The 16,265-nt window shown below is 63.6% G+C and carries 17 protein-coding genes and 1 tRNA gene; 11 read left to right on the top strand and 7 right to left on the bottom strand.

Features of this window, described 5'->3' with window-relative positions; all coding sequences use genetic code 11:
- Positions 1-78 precede the first annotated feature (78 nt).
- A complete protein-coding gene (locus tag AC1D75_RS21325; RefSeq protein WP_495517316.1) occupies positions 79-996 on the bottom strand; it encodes an NmrA family NAD(P)-binding protein in 918 nt (305 codons plus the stop codon).
- A gap of 104 nt (positions 997-1,100) precedes the next feature.
- Here AC1D75_RS21325 and AC1D75_RS21320 point away from each other — a divergent pair, with 104 nt between their 5' ends.
- Positions 1,101-1,670, top strand: a complete 570-nt coding sequence (locus AC1D75_RS21320) for a TetR/AcrR family transcriptional regulator (RefSeq protein WP_495517315.1) — start codon at positions 1,101-1,103, stop codon at positions 1,668-1,670.
- Positions 1,671-1,673: 3 nt separating this feature from the next.
- Here AC1D75_RS21320 and AC1D75_RS21315 read toward each other — a convergent pair.
- Positions 1,674-1,749: transfer RNA gene (locus AC1D75_RS21315), tRNA-Lys, on the bottom strand.
- Positions 1,750-2,023: 274 nt separating this feature from the next.
- Between AC1D75_RS21315 and AC1D75_RS21310 the strand changes: the two genes are divergently transcribed.
- Positions 2,024-2,779, top strand: coding sequence for a hypothetical protein (locus AC1D75_RS21310; protein WP_495517314.1), 756 nt, complete (start codon positions 2,024-2,026; stop codon positions 2,777-2,779).
- A gap of 15 nt (positions 2,780-2,794) precedes the next feature.
- Here the strand turns inward: AC1D75_RS21310 and AC1D75_RS21305 are convergent, their stop codons facing one another.
- The gene (locus AC1D75_RS21305) at positions 2,795-3,793 is read right to left on the bottom strand and encodes an oxygenase MpaB family protein (protein ID WP_495517313.1); all 999 of its coding nucleotides are present in this window, start codon (positions 3,791-3,793) and stop codon (positions 2,795-2,797) included.
- Positions 3,794-3,900: 107 nt separating this feature from the next.
- Between AC1D75_RS21305 and AC1D75_RS21300 the strand changes: the two genes are divergently transcribed.
- The 4 genes from AC1D75_RS21300 (at position 3,901) to AC1D75_RS21285 (ending at position 8,535) form a co-directional block, all read left to right on the top strand.
- Positions 3,901-4,509, top strand: coding sequence for a TetR/AcrR family transcriptional regulator (locus AC1D75_RS21300; RefSeq protein ID WP_495517312.1), 609 nt, complete (start codon positions 3,901-3,903; stop codon positions 4,507-4,509).
- 90 nt (positions 4,510-4,599) lie between these two features.
- Entirely contained in the window at positions 4,600-5,082 is a 483-nt protein-coding gene (locus AC1D75_RS21295; protein WP_495517311.1) for a nuclear transport factor 2 family protein, read from the top strand.
- Positions 5,083-5,263: 181 nt separating this feature from the next.
- Positions 5,264-7,483 (top strand): MMPL family transporter, encoded by a 2,220-nt coding sequence (locus tag AC1D75_RS21290; RefSeq protein ID WP_495517310.1) that lies wholly within the window; start codon positions 5,264-5,266, stop codon positions 7,481-7,483.
- Entirely contained in the window at positions 7,480-8,535 is a 1,056-nt protein-coding gene (locus tag AC1D75_RS21285) for a PHP domain-containing protein (RefSeq protein WP_495517309.1), read from the top strand. Before AC1D75_RS21290 ends, AC1D75_RS21285 begins: the two co-directional genes overlap by 4 nt.
- 332 nt (positions 8,536-8,867) lie before the next feature.
- Here the strand turns inward: AC1D75_RS21285 and AC1D75_RS21280 are convergent, their stop codons facing one another.
- Positions 8,868-9,596 carry a guanylate cyclase gene (locus AC1D75_RS21280; protein WP_495517308.1) on the bottom strand — a complete coding sequence of 243 codons (729 nt, stop codon included), beginning with the start codon at positions 9,594-9,596 and terminating at the stop codon, positions 8,868-8,870.
- A 62-nt stretch (positions 9,597-9,658) separates the two neighbouring features.
- Here AC1D75_RS21280 and AC1D75_RS21275 point away from each other — a divergent pair, with 62 nt between their 5' ends.
- Positions 9,659-9,829: a hypothetical protein gene (locus AC1D75_RS21275; protein WP_495517307.1), complete on the top strand. Its 171-nt coding sequence runs from the start codon at positions 9,659-9,661 to the stop codon at positions 9,827-9,829.
- A 21-nt stretch (positions 9,830-9,850) separates the two neighbouring features.
- Here AC1D75_RS21275 and AC1D75_RS21270 read toward each other — a convergent pair whose 3' ends face one another.
- Positions 9,851-10,318, bottom strand: coding sequence for an SRPBCC family protein (locus AC1D75_RS21270; protein WP_495517306.1), 468 nt, complete (start codon positions 10,316-10,318; stop codon positions 9,851-9,853).
- 100 nt (positions 10,319-10,418) lie between these two features.
- Here AC1D75_RS21270 and AC1D75_RS21265 point away from each other — a divergent pair, with 100 nt between their 5' ends.
- Together AC1D75_RS21265 and AC1D75_RS21260 are read left to right on the top strand one after the other, a co-directional pair.
- A complete protein-coding gene (locus AC1D75_RS21265; protein ID WP_495517305.1) occupies positions 10,419-11,072 on the top strand; it encodes an NUDIX hydrolase in 654 nt (217 codons plus the stop codon).
- 71 nt (positions 11,073-11,143) lie between these two features.
- Positions 11,144-12,154 carry an iron-containing redox enzyme family protein gene (locus AC1D75_RS21260; RefSeq protein WP_495517304.1) on the top strand — a complete coding sequence of 337 codons (1,011 nt, stop codon included), beginning with the start codon at positions 11,144-11,146 and terminating at the stop codon, positions 12,152-12,154.
- Positions 12,155-12,165: 11 nt separating this feature from the next.
- Here AC1D75_RS21260 and AC1D75_RS21255 read toward each other — a convergent pair whose 3' ends face one another.
- The gene (locus tag AC1D75_RS21255) at positions 12,166-12,375 is read right to left on the bottom strand and encodes a CDGSH iron-sulfur domain-containing protein (protein WP_495517303.1); all 210 of its coding nucleotides are present in this window, start codon (positions 12,373-12,375) and stop codon (positions 12,166-12,168) included.
- The gene (locus tag AC1D75_RS21250; RefSeq protein WP_495517302.1) at positions 12,372-13,115 is read right to left on the bottom strand and encodes a HemK2/MTQ2 family protein methyltransferase; all 744 of its coding nucleotides are present in this window, start codon (positions 13,113-13,115) and stop codon (positions 12,372-12,374) included. Before AC1D75_RS21250 ends, AC1D75_RS21255 begins: the two co-directional genes overlap by 4 nt.
- Before the next feature lie 243 nt (positions 13,116-13,358).
- Between AC1D75_RS21250 and AC1D75_RS21245 the strand changes: the two genes are divergently transcribed.
- Positions 13,359-14,831, top strand: coding sequence for an NCS2 family permease (locus tag AC1D75_RS21245; RefSeq protein ID WP_495517301.1), 1,473 nt, complete (start codon positions 13,359-13,361; stop codon positions 14,829-14,831).
- A gap of 130 nt (positions 14,832-14,961) precedes the next feature.
- A complete protein-coding gene (locus tag AC1D75_RS21240; protein WP_495517677.1) occupies positions 14,962-16,209 on the top strand; it encodes an MFS transporter in 1,248 nt (415 codons plus the stop codon).
- The last annotated feature ends 56 nt before the right edge of the window (positions 16,210-16,265 follow it).

Raw genomic sequence — 16,265 nt, 5'->3', positions numbered from 1 at the left:
GCCAAACGTCTGGATCGACGCAGGCCGATCACGCTCCCGGCTCGACGGAGGCGCACCTGTCGAGTAGGCGCGCAGGCGTTATTCCACCTCCGGAAGACGCTTGCGCGCCCAGTCGTCGAATGGAGTGACGGAGATTCCGAGGGCACGGGCAAACTGCGGCCGGGCAGGCTGGACGGCCACGTTCATCCAGTCGAGTCCGATGCCCATCGGCGGCATCCCTGCGGCAATGGCCTCCTCCAGGGTCATGTCGGGGGCGGTGAAATCGGCATTGAGGTGACGCGACAGTGTTTCGGCAATCTTTGTCATCGATAGGAAGTCACCGGCCAGCTCCAGTTCGACCTCATGGAACTTCGCAGGCTCGGCGACGATGGCCGCGACCGCGGCACCGATGTCGTCGACCGCCACAAGCGACACCTCGGTCGTCGGCTTCAGAAGGCTCACCAGTCCACCTTCGACGCCGCGGGGCAGCATGTACGCCTGCGAAGGCAGGAAGTTCTCCATGAAGGTGCTGGGATTGATCAGCGTCCAGTGCGCGAAGCCCGCCGTCCGGACGTGTTTCTGGATGGCCGATTTCGTGCCCAGGACAGGCTCCAGGACCGCCCATCGTCCTTCGGCCCAGCCGGGGGTCTCGGTGTAGCCGGCAATTCCGGACACCGCCGTGTAGATGAACTGTGGCACTTCGGCGGATTTCGCGGCCTCGATGAGGTTGATCCCCTGCGCCAATTCTCCTTCGAATGCACGCCCGGCGATGTCCGGCATCTGGATGGAGAAGACGGCACGCGCCCCTTGTGCGGCACGGGTCAGCGATTCGCGGTCGTCGAGGTCGCCGACCGCGAGCTCGGCACCAAGTGCTGCAACAGCTTTCGCACGGTCGGTCCCGGGATTGCGCACCAGCGCCCGCACCGGGATACCCGCCGCAAGCAGAGCACGCACGGCGGCACCCCCCTGACGGCCGGTGGCGCCGGCAACTAGTACGGGTGCGATATCAGTAGTCATGAGTTCCCCTGGGAGGCAATAGAAGAATAAGTGGCGAGGCCCGCCACTTAGCTTCCGCTAGACTAACGGCGGCCCCCGCCACTTAGCAACCCCGGAGATGATCGATGACCGTTCAACGCGCCGACGCGCGGCGCAACTACACGCGGATCCTGGCCGTCGCCGAAGAAGAGGTCGCCGCGCATGGCGCCGACGCATCGATGGAACAGATCGCCCGGACCGCTGGTGTCGGTTCGGCGACCGTGCGCCGCCATTTCCCGAGCAAGCAGGCCTTGTTGGAGGCGGTGTTCGCCGAACGGACCGATGCGTTGTGTACCCGGGCTTCAGCACTGGCCGATGCGCCTGATGCCCGCGCGGCATTACTCGACTGGCTGGGTGCGCTCACCGATTACGCGACGTCGGCGCGTGGGCTGGCCGATCTGCTGGCCGGAGGTGCCATAGACGATCAAGACCACGTCGATGCCTGCGCCGCAAAACTATCGGGTTCAGCAGGCCCACTGCTGCAACGAGCAATACAGGCAGAGGCCGTGGGGCCGGGAATCACTCTCGGAGACCTGATCACGCTCGTCACGGGCCTCGCGCTGGCCACTGAACATCACCAGAACCCCAGTGCCGAAGCACGTCGTCTGCTCACCCTGACCCTCGAGGGCATCAGCCCGCGAGGGTTACCCGGGTGAACGTGGTGCCCCCTGACGGGCTCGAACCGTCGACCTGCGGATTAAAAGTCCGTAGCTCTACCAACTGAGCTAAAGGGGCATGCTCTGGAACCACCGGTTTCAGTGCGCTACGGAGTTTACAGACGGACCCGCCGGAGACGAAAACGGGGCATGGACTCGGCGGGTCGAGGCTCCCCAAGGCGGGTTTGTCCTACGCACGCCGGTGGCCGCCACACCGGTACCCGATCAGAGAACCTGCACGGAATTTGATTGAATGCAGTTTCCGCCGGTTCGCGGTAATTCACTTACTTGAAATAGTTTTATGGTCTCCTCTTTTGGGCTCACAAATTACAAAACAGATCGGGGCGTTCTTGATGCGTAAGGGTTTGAAGCGGTTGATGACAGTCGGAGCCGCAGGCGCGATGGCGATCACGCTCGCGGCGACGCCGGTGGCACAGGCCGACCCGGCACCGCGACCGAACCCTTTGGCGGCCATCGAGGCAACCCCAGCGGCACTGTCCAACGACCTCGCTGCGCAGCTCGAATCAGCCAACAGGCAGCTCAGCAGGCTCGGCTTCGCCCCCTTCTTGTGGCCGACCGCCGCGGTCAACTGCTCACAAGCACCGGGCACCCCCCTCGGGGTTGTGCCGGCAGTCGCCGGCGCGATGTCGGGACCGCAAACCCCGGGGCTCGGCTATCTAGCCCTTCAGAATGCTGCCGATCCGACAAGTCCTTTTGACTTCAATGCCGTCAGGAGAGGCGAGGTTCTCTACGGATTCTTCCCGGCAGGCATCGTCAACGACAGCGCGAACAAATCCGGCATGAATGTGGGTTGGTTCAACGTCAATACAATGCAGGGTGGATTTGTCCCGATGGGCAGCCTGTCCGACGCGATCCTGACGCCGATCAAAAAACAGGTCGCCAAGCTCCCCGCACCTCAACAGGTCGCGGCCCGTGCCGCGGTGGCTACGGCGGAAACCGTCCTGAACCGATTCCCCCAGGCGGGATCAAGGGCAGCAGTGGTCAAAACCGGCCAGGGCATGGTGCTGTCACTTGTCGTCGGGTCGGTCACTCATTCGAGCGGCACCTGCTACTTCCTGCCGACCGTCGGACTCCAGGAAGTCGACTGACGATCGGCTGACCGTTCAGACGAGTTCAGCCTCCACTGTTGCGCGGTCCAACGCCGGATCGGTGCCGAGGACGTAAGTCGGTTCGGTGTGGGGAACCGTCGTACCCCCGGCCACGCGGGCTTTGGCGTCCTCGAACTCCGGCATCGAACCCATCGCCGCGTACAAACCGTTGAGGGACGTCCATACCGCGGTCCGCCGCGCGGTGCGCTCGAGGACATTCGGCGGCTTGTACATGACGAGTTGAGCCGCCCAGCTCGGCATGGTGTCGCGGATGGCCCAGTCGACTGCACCCTGTATCGGGTCGGTCAGATTGTTCCCGGTGGCCATCGCGTTGCCGTGGGTCAGACCGAGTTTCGGCACATACGACTTCAGAAGGTCCAGCGTCTCGGCTTTGGTGGTCGGCAGATCGTCGCCACCGAGGGCGTGGCCCACCCGGACGAACTCGCCGTAGTACCGGTCGAGTGCCTTACCGCGCAGTGGCCGCGGGTGGTAGATCTCGTGCGCGGTGGCAATCCCCCAGACGACCGTGGCGTAGTTCCAGCGCAACCATTCTGGATCGTCGGCGTCGTAGGGCAGACCGTCGGGCCGGGTTCCCTTGATGGTGTGGTGCATCGACCGGACGGTCCGCGCCAGCCGCTCGGCGGTTTCCGTGGAGCCGTAGGCGGTTCCGATGAAGAACGCCACCGAATGACCCAACCGCACCGAGAGTCCGGCGGGGTCGAGCTGACCGGTGGGCCGGCCCGACTCGTCCTTCCCGACCAGCCGCGAATGATGCATACCCATCCAGAAGATGCTCGGATCGAGGCGCTCGAGATAGGAGGCGCATTGCAACCCGAAAATCAGGGCCGGGGTATGCGAATGGACGTGCCATACCGCGCTGTCGGGTCCGAACCACCCCGGATCGCCGTCCGGACCAGCGAACTCCATACCGCGGAAATAGTGACTGCGTACGTCCCGGTCAAAACGGTGGTTGATCCACTGACCAGCAATTTGATGAGGCAACGGTGGCAACATCGAGCATCCCCTCCCAGGTGTGGATACGTATGTGACCAGAATAGTGATTGGTGACGACTGTGACCAGAAGTTCGAAATAGTCGTGCGGCCGGACGTATGCTGCGGTCATGTCGACCCCCACCCGCTGGGCCGGTGTTCCGCTGAGCGATCGCCGCACCGAGCGGCGATCGCTGCTCGTCGAGGCCGGATTCACCCTGTTCGGCGCAGGCGGTGAAGCTGCTCTGTCGGTCCGGTCCGTCTGCCGCGAATGCGGCCTGAACACCCGCTACTTCTACGAGAGCTTCACAGACACCAACGACCTCCTCGGTGCCGTGTACGACCACGTGGCCGCAGGGCTCGGCGACACCGTCGAGCATGCGATCGACAACGCAGCCGACTCGGTCCACGACCGGACCGCTGCCGGCATCCGGGCGGTGCTCGGTTTCAGCTCCGCCGACGCCCGCCGGGGCCGGGTCCTGTTCACCGACGCCCGGGCCAATCCGGTGCTCATCTCGCGGCGGGCGCTCACCCAGGACATGTTGCGCGACGTCGTTCTCGCCGAAAGCGGTCAATCACACCCCGACTCCAGCCCGGTCGCCGCCCGGGTCGGCGCCTCGATGTACACCGGCGCCATGGCCGAACTCGCCCAGGACTGGCTTGCCGGAAACCTCGGCGACGATCTCGACGCGGTGGTGGCCCACGCCGTCCGGCTGGTGCTGCGCGCCATCCGCGTGTAGGGGTCAGGGGTTCGAATCCCCTTAGTACCGCTCCCTTTCGGGTTTCCCGATCGGCCACGCAGCCGCTGCGCATTCGATAGCGTCGACTCCATGTCATCGCCGGAAATCGACGCGTCGCTCGATCAGGACGCCCTGTTCAAACTCCTTGCCATCGAACAGATTCGGCAGTTGAAGGCTCGCTATTTCCGGATGCTCGACACCAAGGACTGGGACGGGTTCGCCGCGGTGTTCACACCCGACGCAGTCCTGGATTCCGGTGCCTGGACGATCACCGGCGCCGACATCATCCGCGACCGGGTCTCCGCATCCCTCGAGGGCATCACCACCGTGCACCACGGTCACACCCCGGAGATCACCATCGACTCCCCGACCACCGCACACGCGATCTGGGCGATGGCCGACGAACTGCACGCAGGCGGCAGCCCGGAAAAGGGGCTCACGGGGTCCGGTCACTACCACGAGGAATACACCCGCACCGGCGACAGCTGGCGGATCAGCCGTTCGAAGCTGACCCGCTTACACATCTCACCGCTGCCCGGAGGCTTTCACGTCGCGATCCCCGGCGACAACTGAAAATCAGAGCTCCACAGCACTGAAGAGAGCACATCCGGAGAAATCCGGGGCACTGGTGGCGCGTCGGCGATGAATTTCTTGGAACCTCAGGGTCATCCCTTATAGATCGAAGCTCCATCTTGGTTCAAGATGGAGAACGTCGATGTAAACCGTCCCATCTGCCGCAGCCCCGGAGGCCGCCATGGACCGTTATACCGCATTTATCATTCGCCGCCGCTGGCTGATCATCGGAAGCTGGGTGGTTGTTCTGATCGGCGCGATCTTCGCTGCCTCGATGTGGGCCGGACCGACCACCACATCCTTCACCTCAGACACCCGCACCGAATCCGGCCGGGCCGCTGAGCTTCTGGAGCAAGCAGGCCAAGAGAAACAGGCAAATGCGACACAAATAGTCATTGCCGCACCCGACGCCGACGGCGGAGTGCGAAACCCAGAGGTCGAGGCCGCGGTCTCCGCGCTGGTGGACGAGATCACCGCCAGTTCTCCCGAGGTCAGTGTCACCGACCCCTACGGACCGCAGTCGCAGATCTCGACCGACGACCGAATCGCGGTGGCCCCACTTGACGTCGGCACCGGAACCGACGCCGAGGTGCAGGACCGGATCGACGACATCAAGGCCATCGCCGAAGACAACCAAATAGCCGGTGTGGACGTCGAATTCAGCGATCCACGGTTCGACGACGCACCCCCGAACGGCACAGCGGAGGCAGTCGGCGTATTCCTTGCGTTGATCATTTTGCTGGTCGCCTTCGGATCTGTTGTGGCAGCAGGACTTCCGATCCTGTCGGCACTGTTCGGCGTCGGCGTCGGCGCAGCCGTTCTCATCCTTGTGCAGAACTTCATGGATGTCCCGAACTTCGCCATCTCATTGACCTTGATCATCGGTATCGGTGTCGGAATCGATTACGCGTTGCTCATCGTCACCCGCTTCCGATCCGGTATCCACGACGGACTGGATGTCAACGACGCCGTGACCATCGCGATGCTCCGCGCCGGTCGATCGGTGCTGTTCGCAGGCGGCACCGTGATCATCGCCATGTGCGGCATCCTCATCTCCGGCGGTGACATCGGCCCGGCCCTGACCTTCGCGGCCATTGCCGGCGTGCTGGGCACCCTCATCGCCTCGGTGTCGCTGCTACCTGCGCTGCTCGCAGTCATCGGCACGCGCATCAATCGGCTCTCGTTGCACTGGCTACGTAAACGGAGGGGCAAAGACCCCGACAAAGCACTCGAAGGCGTGTGGGCGAAGAGGTGGAGTGCCCGCATTCAGGCGATGCCGTGGGTTGGCGTCTCGGTCGCGTTGCTCATTCTCATCGTCCTGTCGATCCCGGCGTTCCAGCTCCGGCTCGGATTCTCCGATGCCGGTAACCGAAACACCAGCGCCACCACCCGCGTTGCCTACGACTACGTCACCGAAGGCTTCGGTGTAGGTGCCAACGGGCCGCTGATCGTGGTCGCCGACTACCCGGCAGGCACGAATCCGCAATCAGAACTGGAGGCCTTGCGCACCGCCATCGCCGCCGATCCGGATGTTGCGGAAAATGGTGTGGACCAGGCATTTCCGGTGGGCCAAACCGACGGACGAGAGATCTCGATCATTTCGGTGAACCCGTCCAGTGGCCCACAGGACGAGGCCACCACAGAGCTGGTGGACCGCCTGCGTGACGAGACCATCCCCAACACCCTCGGTTCCGATTCGGACGTCAATGTTCAGATCACCGGACAGAGCGCCGGATCCATCGACTACGCCGAGGTCACCCTTGACCTGCTTCCCTGGACCATCGCGGCGGTGCTGGCAGCAGCATTCATCCTGCTCGTCCTGGCATTCCGCTCGATTGTTGTCCCGATCAAAGCCGTGATCGTCAACGTCCTCTCGCTCGGTGCGGCGTACGGGGTGATCGTTGCCATCTTCCAATGGGGTTGGGGTGCGGAAATCTTCGGTGTCGGTCGGCCCGGACCGATCGACAGCTGGGTTCCGATGATGCTGTTTGTCACCGCAATCGGGTTGTCGATGGACTACGAGGTCTTCCTGGTCTCACGAATCAAGGAGCGCTACGAACACACCGGTAATCCCACCACGTCGGTCGCAGAAGGTCTCGCGAGCACAGCCCGCGTGATCACCTGCGCTGCGCTGATCATGATCTGCGTGTTCATGTCACTGGCATTCCTGCCCGACCGAAGCCTGAAGATCCTGGGTGTCGGCCTCGCAGTGGCCGTCCTCATCGACGCCAGTATTGTCCGACTGTTGTTGGTGCCCTCGACCATGGAGATCCTGGGCAAGGCCAATTGGTGGTTCCCGACGTGGCTCGAATGGATTCCACGACTCGACGGGATGCACCGGGACGAGGACGAGCCAACGCCCGACCAGACGCCGAAGGTCAGCGATAAACTCACCCAGTGAGATCAGTCGAACCACTGAGTGCGCCGGTCGGTGCCGCGGAGGCATTGCGCCGCATCGCATTCCTGCTCGAACGAGCCCGCGAGGGGACCTACCGCGTCGAGGCATTCCGCAAGGCGCTGAAGGTCGTCCAGAAATTGAAGCCGGACGAATTGCGCACACTGGTGACCAGTGGCGGATTGACCGATCTTCCCGGCATCGGGAAATCCACTGCGACGGTGATCACCCAGGCGGTGGGCGGTGAACTACCGGACTATCTGAAGACCTTGCAGGAGAAGGCCGCTGCACCCCTGGCATCCGGTGGCAACGATCTCTACGCCTCGGCTCGTGGCGATCTGCATTGCCATTCCGACTGGAGCGACGGCGGATCGCCCATCGACGAGGTCGTCTTGGCCGCGATCGAACTCGATCACAGCTGGCTGGCCCTGACCGACCACTCCCCTCGCCTGACGGTGGCCAACGGACTGTCGGCCGAGCGACTGGTCGAACAGATCCGAGTGGTCGACAAGATGAACAGCGCACTGGGCGATCGATTTCGGCTGCTGCGCGGCATCGAGGTCGACATCCTCGACGACGGTTCGCTGGATCAGACCGACACGATGCTCGATCAGCTCGACATCGTCACGGCGTCAGTGCATTCCAAGTTGGCCATGGATTCAGGGCCGATGACACGGCGGATGGTGGCCGCTGCCCGCAACCCGTACGTGAACGTCCTGGGACATTGCACCGGCCGATTGGTGACCGGCGGCCGCGGCAAACGCGCGCAGTCAAAGTTCGACGCCCACAAAGTATTCGAGGCCTGTGCCGAGTCGGGAACCGCAGTCGAGATCAACTCACGACCCGAGCGTGTCGACCCGCCCGACGAGCTCATCCGGATCGCCATGGACCTCGGTTGCCTGTTTGCCATCGATTCCGATGCCCACGCTCCCGGTCAACTCGACTTCAAAACGCTCGGCTGCCAGCGCGCGGAGAGCCTCGGTATCGAAGCCGACCGCATTGTCACCACCTGGCCTTTGCCGCGACTTCTCGAATGGGCGGGCGGTTCTCGGCGGTGATCCCCGCAGCCCTGAACCATTCGGGGCAAAGTCGGCGACTCCACTTCGCCGACGTGAGAACTTTGTTTGTCGTTTGGCGAAAAATGACGTCGATTTTGATCTTCTGTGTCAGAATCAGAACCCTGTGGGAGCGGAAGTTCGATGCCGACACAGACGGAGTGGGGGTTGCGCTTGATTGATTCGGCCACCCTCGCCCCCGACCCACAGACGACAGTCCTGGTTGCGAAACAGCCAGATTGACGCCACCGAGCGTGCTTCGTCCACCACCGGGTGAGCCTTCAGGGGAGCATTCGAGTCCGACGGAGCACGCTCAACGGCGTTGTGCCTGCCGACTATTTTTCGACGGCGATTTCTGCACCGAGCTCGTATCCCGGGGCCATCGGCAACGTATCGCCGCTCCAGAACCGGCCGGGGTCAAACCAATTCGAGCGTTTATCGGTCTCGAGTAGTCCCATCGCCTCGTAGGTCATCGCCACGACCTCGGCACAGTAGGCGGTCTCCAGGCCGGTCTTGTCTTCGGCTTCTCTGCGTTTGCTGATCCGGTTACGCACCTTCTTGTCCAGCACCGGTACACCCCTGGTGAGGTCGGCGGCCGTGGGTACGCGCCCCTTGAACCACCGGCCGGCGAGCTTGGCGGTCGTCGGAAACGCGGTGCCGTCCATGCGGGCAATCACCTTGAGCAGCAGGTCCTCCTGCTGCCGACCCGCATACGGCGTGATCTGGCGAATCCAGCAGCGCTGGCCATATTTGTCCATCCACTGCAGCGCCGCCTCACGCGCGTCATTGAGCTGAACGCCGCGATGATTCGTCCCCGTCCACATGTCGGTCAGCTTGTTGCCGAGTTCGGCATGCCACATCAACGGCGGCAGGTCGTCGAGCACAACGGCCATCGCCACGTGGTTGACCGGACTGTTGGTCAGCGCCTGGATCGCCCGATCGGGCCCGGACTTGCCACGAAAGAGCCATACGTCCCCGGTACGGGTGGACTCGAGCGCCTTGTCGAGGGAGATCGCCTCGGTCCTGTTCGGATGCACACCCGAAAGACTAAACGCCGCAGGCATCACCGGCGCGACGCCGCGGTTATCGGCGGCGCGACGATTGTTCGACGGCTATTGTTCGACGGGTGCACAGTGCGTGGAAATGGATCGGACTCGCGGGCGTTGTCGGGGTGGCCGCAGGTGGGGTGTTGGTCGGCCGAGATGTCCGCCAGCGGAACTCATATACGCCCGACGACATCCGGGCTCGGCTCCACAAACGATACGAAGAGGCCGCCGCGTCCGACGAGTCCCCGTGACGTCCGTCTGGAGGGTTCGACTCAGGCGAACCGCGCAGCCAATGCCCGAAGCGTCGCGCTGATCCCGTCGCCGTTCTTCTTGTCGAACCCCATGACCTCGAGCATCTTCGGCGATTTAGCGGTCGAGTAGTCGAAGGTCTCGGTGACCTTGGTGGTGGTCGGCGATGTCTGCTGCAGTTCCCAGCGCCAGCGGTGACCCAGCGGATGCTGCCATTCGACCAGCTTGTCGTCCTCGAACGCGGTCACTTTCGAGGTGATCTTGTACGGGAATCCGTACTGCTTCATCCCGACGCTGAATCTGGCGCCCTCGCTGAGCCTGTCCGGCCCTTTGACGGGAATGTCGCGCACCGTGCCCGACCCGTCGATTTCGGGATGCCGGTGCGGATTGGCGACAAGCGCAAAAACCTCGGCCGCAGGCGCATTCACCACAACCTGGCGTGCGACCTTGCGGGGACCCACATCAATTGTCGACACAGCAGCATCAGCCATGGCGCCAACCTACTCCGATCCGGCCTCACGCCAGCGACATCGCGGGCTTTTCCCACCTCGCCCTCCCACTGCCCGTCGCCGATGCGGCACAGTAGGGAACATGGACGGCGAAACAGCGAAGGCCCCGGGTTCAAGATTCTGGGAGACCGGCGATCCCGAAGCGATCCGCGCCAACATCGTCGCCACGTTGGACAACTTCGACCACAACTCTGCCGAACTCGACGGCGCCCGGGCGGCAGCCGTGGTGCTCGCGGTGACCAGTCGCGACGGCGAATACGGCATCTGGCTCACCAAACGTCCGTCGAAGATGCGAGAACATCCGGGCCAGTTCGCGCTGCCCGGTGGTCGCATCGACCCGGGTGAGGATTACGCCACCGCCGCGCTACGTGAACTACATGAGGAACTCGGCGTCGAAGTCGATCGCGCGGATGTCCTCGGTCGGCTCGACGACTACGTGACCAGGTCGGGATACATCATCACCCCCATCGTCTGCTGGGCCGGACCCGACCGCCAGACCACGCCGAATCCCGGCGAAGTCGACCATCTTTTCTTCATCCCGATGAACGACCTGCAGGTCGAACCACGGTTCGTCACCATCCCGGAATCAGACCGCCCGGTGGTCCAGATACCGCTGCTCGGATCACTGATCCATGCGCCGACCGGAGCGGTGATGTACCAGTTCGCCGAGGTTGTTCTCGGCGGCCGCGACACCCGCGTCGACCAGTTGGAGCAGCCGGTGTTCGCATGGCGCTGAGATGCGAGAGACAATGGTCTCACCAGCTCCGATCAGGTTTCACACGTCCCGACCCCGGGTAGGAGTACCAAGTGACTACATCTGTGGGTTCCATCGCGCGGACCTTGCCCCGAGCCTGCGGTCCGTTGTCGTCGACGGTCATCGCTGCACTGACCTGTCCGGCCTCGTCGTCGGCGGGCAGCAACTTGTCGGTCGACACCGGCGACAGCGACCCCTACGGCCTGGACCTGCAGCTGGCCCTGTACGTCTGTTACGAGCTGCATTACCGCGGGTTCACAGACGTCGATGATGACTGGGAATGGAATCCCGACCTGCTGCGACTCCGGGCCGAACTCGAGCGCCGTTTCTCCACCGCGCTCATGGCCGACATCGACCTGACCGGCAGTGCCGGTGATGCAGTCGGCGCACTGCTGACCGAACCGGCACACGGCAGCGGTCCGTCGTGGTTCCTCAAGGAACAGGGCACCTGGGATCAGATGCGGGAGTACTTCATCCATCGCTCGATCTATCACCTGAAGGAAGCCGACCCCCACGCGTTTGCGATCCCGCGCCTGACCGGGCAGGCCAAAGCGTCGTTTGTCGCCATCGAGTTCGACGAATACGGCGGCGGTCACGGACAACACGTGCACCAGAAGCTGTTCGCCGATCTGCTCGAAGCCGCCGACCTGAACTCGGACTACCTCGCCTATCTCGAACAGGTTCCGGGTGAATCCCTGGCCCTGGTGAACGTGATGTCGATGTTCGGGCTGCACCGCAACCGGCGGGGCGCAACTGTCGGGCACTTCGCGGCCACCGAAATCACTTCGCCACCAGGGTCACAGCGACTGGTCCACGCGCTCGAACGCCTCGATGCCCCCGAGGCCTGCGTGCACTTCTATCGCGAACACGTCGAGGCCGACGCCATGCACGAACAAGTTGTCCGGCACGACGTGATCGGCGATCTACTGGCCCGCGAGCCCGATATCGAATCCGACGTCGTGTTCGGCATCAAGGCGTTCCTGTACCTGGAGGACAAACTCGCCGATCATCTGATGTCCTGCTGGGTCGACGGCCGGACCTCGCTCCTCAACCCGGCGGGTTGAGGAGCGAAGGCTCAATCCGCTTTACTCACTGAGCTTTTCCGTCGGTGGCTGGTGTCGCACAGCGGAAAGTTCTTGCTGCGCTTGCATGCACAGATGGCCACCATGAACCGGTCCGACTCGACCACCCGGCCATCGGGCATCTCGATGCTCACCGGACCCTCCACCATGAGTGGGCCTCCCGCCACCACCCGGACCACGCGCCGGTCGGCCGGTGAGGTCATGCGTCCGAGTCCGGCTTGTCCGCGCGGATGACACACAGTTCTTCAAAACGACGGCCCGGCTCCAGCATTCCCACCGTTTCCAGCCACCGCGCATTCGTGTTCATCACCGGTCCGAACGGGATCTGCAGACGTTCGACCACACGCGCATGCAATCCGCCTGCACGCAACATCGTCACGGAACGTTCGACATCGGCGAACTCGGATTGCACCAACAGCATGGTGCCGTTGTCGGCCAACAAATCCGGGGCGACGATGCACAGCGGGTCGAGCAACGAACGACCGTCGCGGCCACCATGCCAGGCGCGGGTCAGCCCCACTTTCCCAGGCAGCGCAGTGCTGTCCGGTACATAGGGCGGGTTGGACAGGACCACGTCGTACGGTCCGTGCGCGAGTGCTTCCGGTAGCGACCCCTGCCGCGCGTCGACCTGCACACCGAGCGCGGTTGCGTTGTCGAGGGCACAGCTGACCGCAGGCGCGGAGATGTCGAAGGCAGAAACCTCGGCGGCGCCGAGGACCGCAGCCCCGATGGCCAGCACGCCACTGCCGGAGCACAGATCCAGCACCCGCCGCCCCGCAACGAGGTTCCGCTCGGCCAGCGCTGTCAGCAGCAGTCGCGAGTCGTCTTGAGGTGCATATACTCCCGCCGGTACACGGATCGAGTCGTAAACCGCGGCCGCGTCGATCACAGGATCGCTGGTGTTGTCGGTACGAACTGTCGGCAGTGGCTGCGCTGCGACCATTATTCGGGCTCCTCGTCGATCTGCGGTTGGTCGACCACCACCAGGGCTCGCGCGGTGGGTCTTACACGTGGAGATTCCCTGTCATCTCACGTTGTAAACACCTTCACATCCACCCCGCGCCTCGACGCTCCAGTCGGCACGGAAATCGCCTGGCCCAGCGGTTTGTGTCATACAACGCATCCTTTGTACGATCTCGAACGAATCGGTTCGGCCACTGTCGGTCAACCGGGATGGGCACGAGGGATGGCAATCGAGAGCAGCGACACCGAACAGAAAGAACCGGTGTCGGCGATCGACCGGTATTTCAAGATCAGCCAACGCAATTCGACCCTCTCCCGCGAGATCCGTGGCGGCCTGGTGACCTTCTTCACGATGGCATACATCGTGGTGCTCAACCCGATCATCATCGGCGGCGTGCCGGGCAATTCACGAAATGCCGACGTATTGGGCAACGTACTTCCGCTGGCACAGGTGGCCGCCGTCACAGCACTGGTGGCCGGCATCATGTCGATCGTCTTCGGACTCGTCGCCAACTATCCGTTCGCGATTGCCGCCGGCCTCGGCATCAACAGCCTGCTCGCGGTGTCCATCGCCCCGCAGGTCACCTGGCCCGAGGCCATGGGCCTGGTGGTGGTCGACGGCATCATCATCGTCCTGCTGGCGGTGACCGGTTTCCGCAGTGCGGTCTTCCGGGCGATCCCCGGTGAGCTCAAGGCCGCGATCGCGGCCGGCATCGGTGCATTCATCGCCTTCATCGGCTTCGTCGACGCCGGATTCGTCCAGCGCATCCCCGATGCTGCCGGCACCACCGTGCCGGTGAGCCTGGGCATCAACAACTCGGTCGCCACCTGGCCCGCACTTCTGTTCGTGTTCGGGATCCTGTTCATGGGGGTCCTGGTGGTTCGCAAGGTCCGCGGCGGCCTGCTCATCGGAATCGTGGTCACCACCATCCTGGCGATGATCATCGAGCAGATCGCCGATCTCGACTCGACGATGACCGACCCCAAGGGGTGGAGCCTCAACATCCCGGAGATCCCCAGTTCCATCGGCGATGTGCCGAATCTGAGCCTGGTCGGTGATGTCGACATTTTCGGCGCCTTCACCCGCATCGGCGTGTTGTCCGCCTCGGTCCTGGTGTTCGCGCTGGTTCTGTCGAACTTCTTCGACGCCATGGGGACGATGACCGGGCTCGGCAAGGAAGCCGACCTGGCCGACAAGGACGGAAACCTGCCCAACATCGGCAAAGCGCTGGTTGTCGAGGGCACCGGCGCCATCGCCGGCGGTGTCGGATCGGCCTCGTCCAACACGGTGTTCGTCGAATCCGCCTCCGGTATTGCCGAGGGTGCCCGTACCGGACTGGCCAACGTGGTCACCGGCGTGCTGTTCCTGGTGGCCATGTTCTTCACGCCGCTGTACTCGATGGTTCCGCTCGAAGCCGCGGCCCCGGCCCTCGTGGTGGTCGGTGCGATGATGATCTCGCAGGTGCGCGACATCGACCTGACCCGCTTCGAATACGCGTTGCCGTGCTTCCTGACGATCGTGGTCATGCCGTTCACCTATTCGATCGCCAACGGCATCGGCGTCGGGTTCATCTCCTGGGTGGTGCTCGCAACCGCCCGTGGCAAAGCGCGCGACATCCACCCGCTGCTCTGGTTCGTGGCCGGGATCTTCGTCCTCTACTTCGCGAAAGAACCGATCGAGAACCTGATCGGCTGAGTTGCCGCTCGCCGGCGTGATCGGGTTTGCCGCAGGTAACAGTTTTATTTAGTTGGCTCTGTGCAACTAATGTGATGTGGTGCATGAGAGACGAGAGATGACCCGGGTGCGTTCTCGAACGCTCCCGGCGATGTTCTCGTCACTCGGGGTACGAAACTATCGGCTCTGGGCCGGTGGCCAGGTCGTCTCGCTTACGGGTACCTGGATGCAGCGCATCGCACAGGACTGGCTGGTACTCGAACTCTCCGGCGGCAGCGGAGTCGCGGTCGGCATCGTGATGGCCCTGCAGTTCGGCCCCACCGCGGTACTGTCACTTCCCGCCGGTGCCCTCGCCGACAGGTTCGACAAGCGCAAGCTTCTCATCGGCACTCAGGTCGCGATGGCCGTGTGCGCCCTGATCCTCGGTCTGATCGATGTCAGCGGGGCCGCAACCCTGCCGATCGTCTACGTGCTGTCGTTCGCGTTGGGGTGTATCTCCGCGGTGGACGCGCCGGTCCGGCAATCGTTCACCATCGAGATGGTCGGCCCCGAACAGTTGCCCAACGCCGTCGCACTGAACTCGTTGACGTTCAACACCGCTCGCATCACCGGCCCCGCGCTGGCCGGTTTGCTGATCATGCTCATCGACACCGGACCGGTGTTCCTGATCAACGCCGCCAGTTCGGCGGCGGTTCTGGCCGCACTCATGGCGATGCGCAGCAACGAACTGGTGCGCAGCGCGCGTTCGGTCACCGATCGCTCCATCCGCAGCGGTGTGCGTTACGTCCGCAGACATCGCCACCTCGTGGTGATCCTGGCGACCATCTTCATGGTCTCCACGTTCGGGCTGAACTTCCCACTGTCGCTGTCACTGCTCACCGCCAACACCTTCGAAGGCACCGCCGGTGGCTACGGACTGCTGGCCACCATGCTGGCGGTCGGCACCCTGGCCGGCGCCCTTGTCGCGGCGCGGCGCACCAAACCCGCACGCCTGCGCCAATTCTTTGCCGGCGCGATCGCGTTCGGGATCCTCGAGGTGGTCGTCGGGCTGATGCCCACATTCACGCTGGTGGCCTTGATGTTGATACCGGTCGGCGTCGCGAACATCGTCTTCAGCACCGCGGCGATGAACATCATGCAACTGTCGGTCGACTCGGACATGCGCGGTCGCGTGATGGGCATCTACATGCTCTGCTTCCTCGGCGGAACACCCATCGGAAGTCCGTTGCTCGGCTGGTTGGCAGAGATCACAGACCCGCGCATGCCGCTGATCGTCGGTGGCATCATCAGCGCGATCTCGGCCACCGCGTGTGCCATGGTCCTTCTGAAGGTCACCCATCAGCGCCCCACATTCGAGCGCGGAAAACTGAGTCTGTCCACAACCGAGACCGTCGGCTGAACCACTGCCCGACGGACGGTCGGGCATTCAACCCCCACCGCCGCGGATCAGTGCCA

It is taken from the genome of Williamsia sp. Y712 (assembly GCF_059445525.1).
The sequence above is the reverse complement of the archived record's forward strand: the minus strand, read 5'-3'. Positions and strand labels throughout refer to the sequence as shown.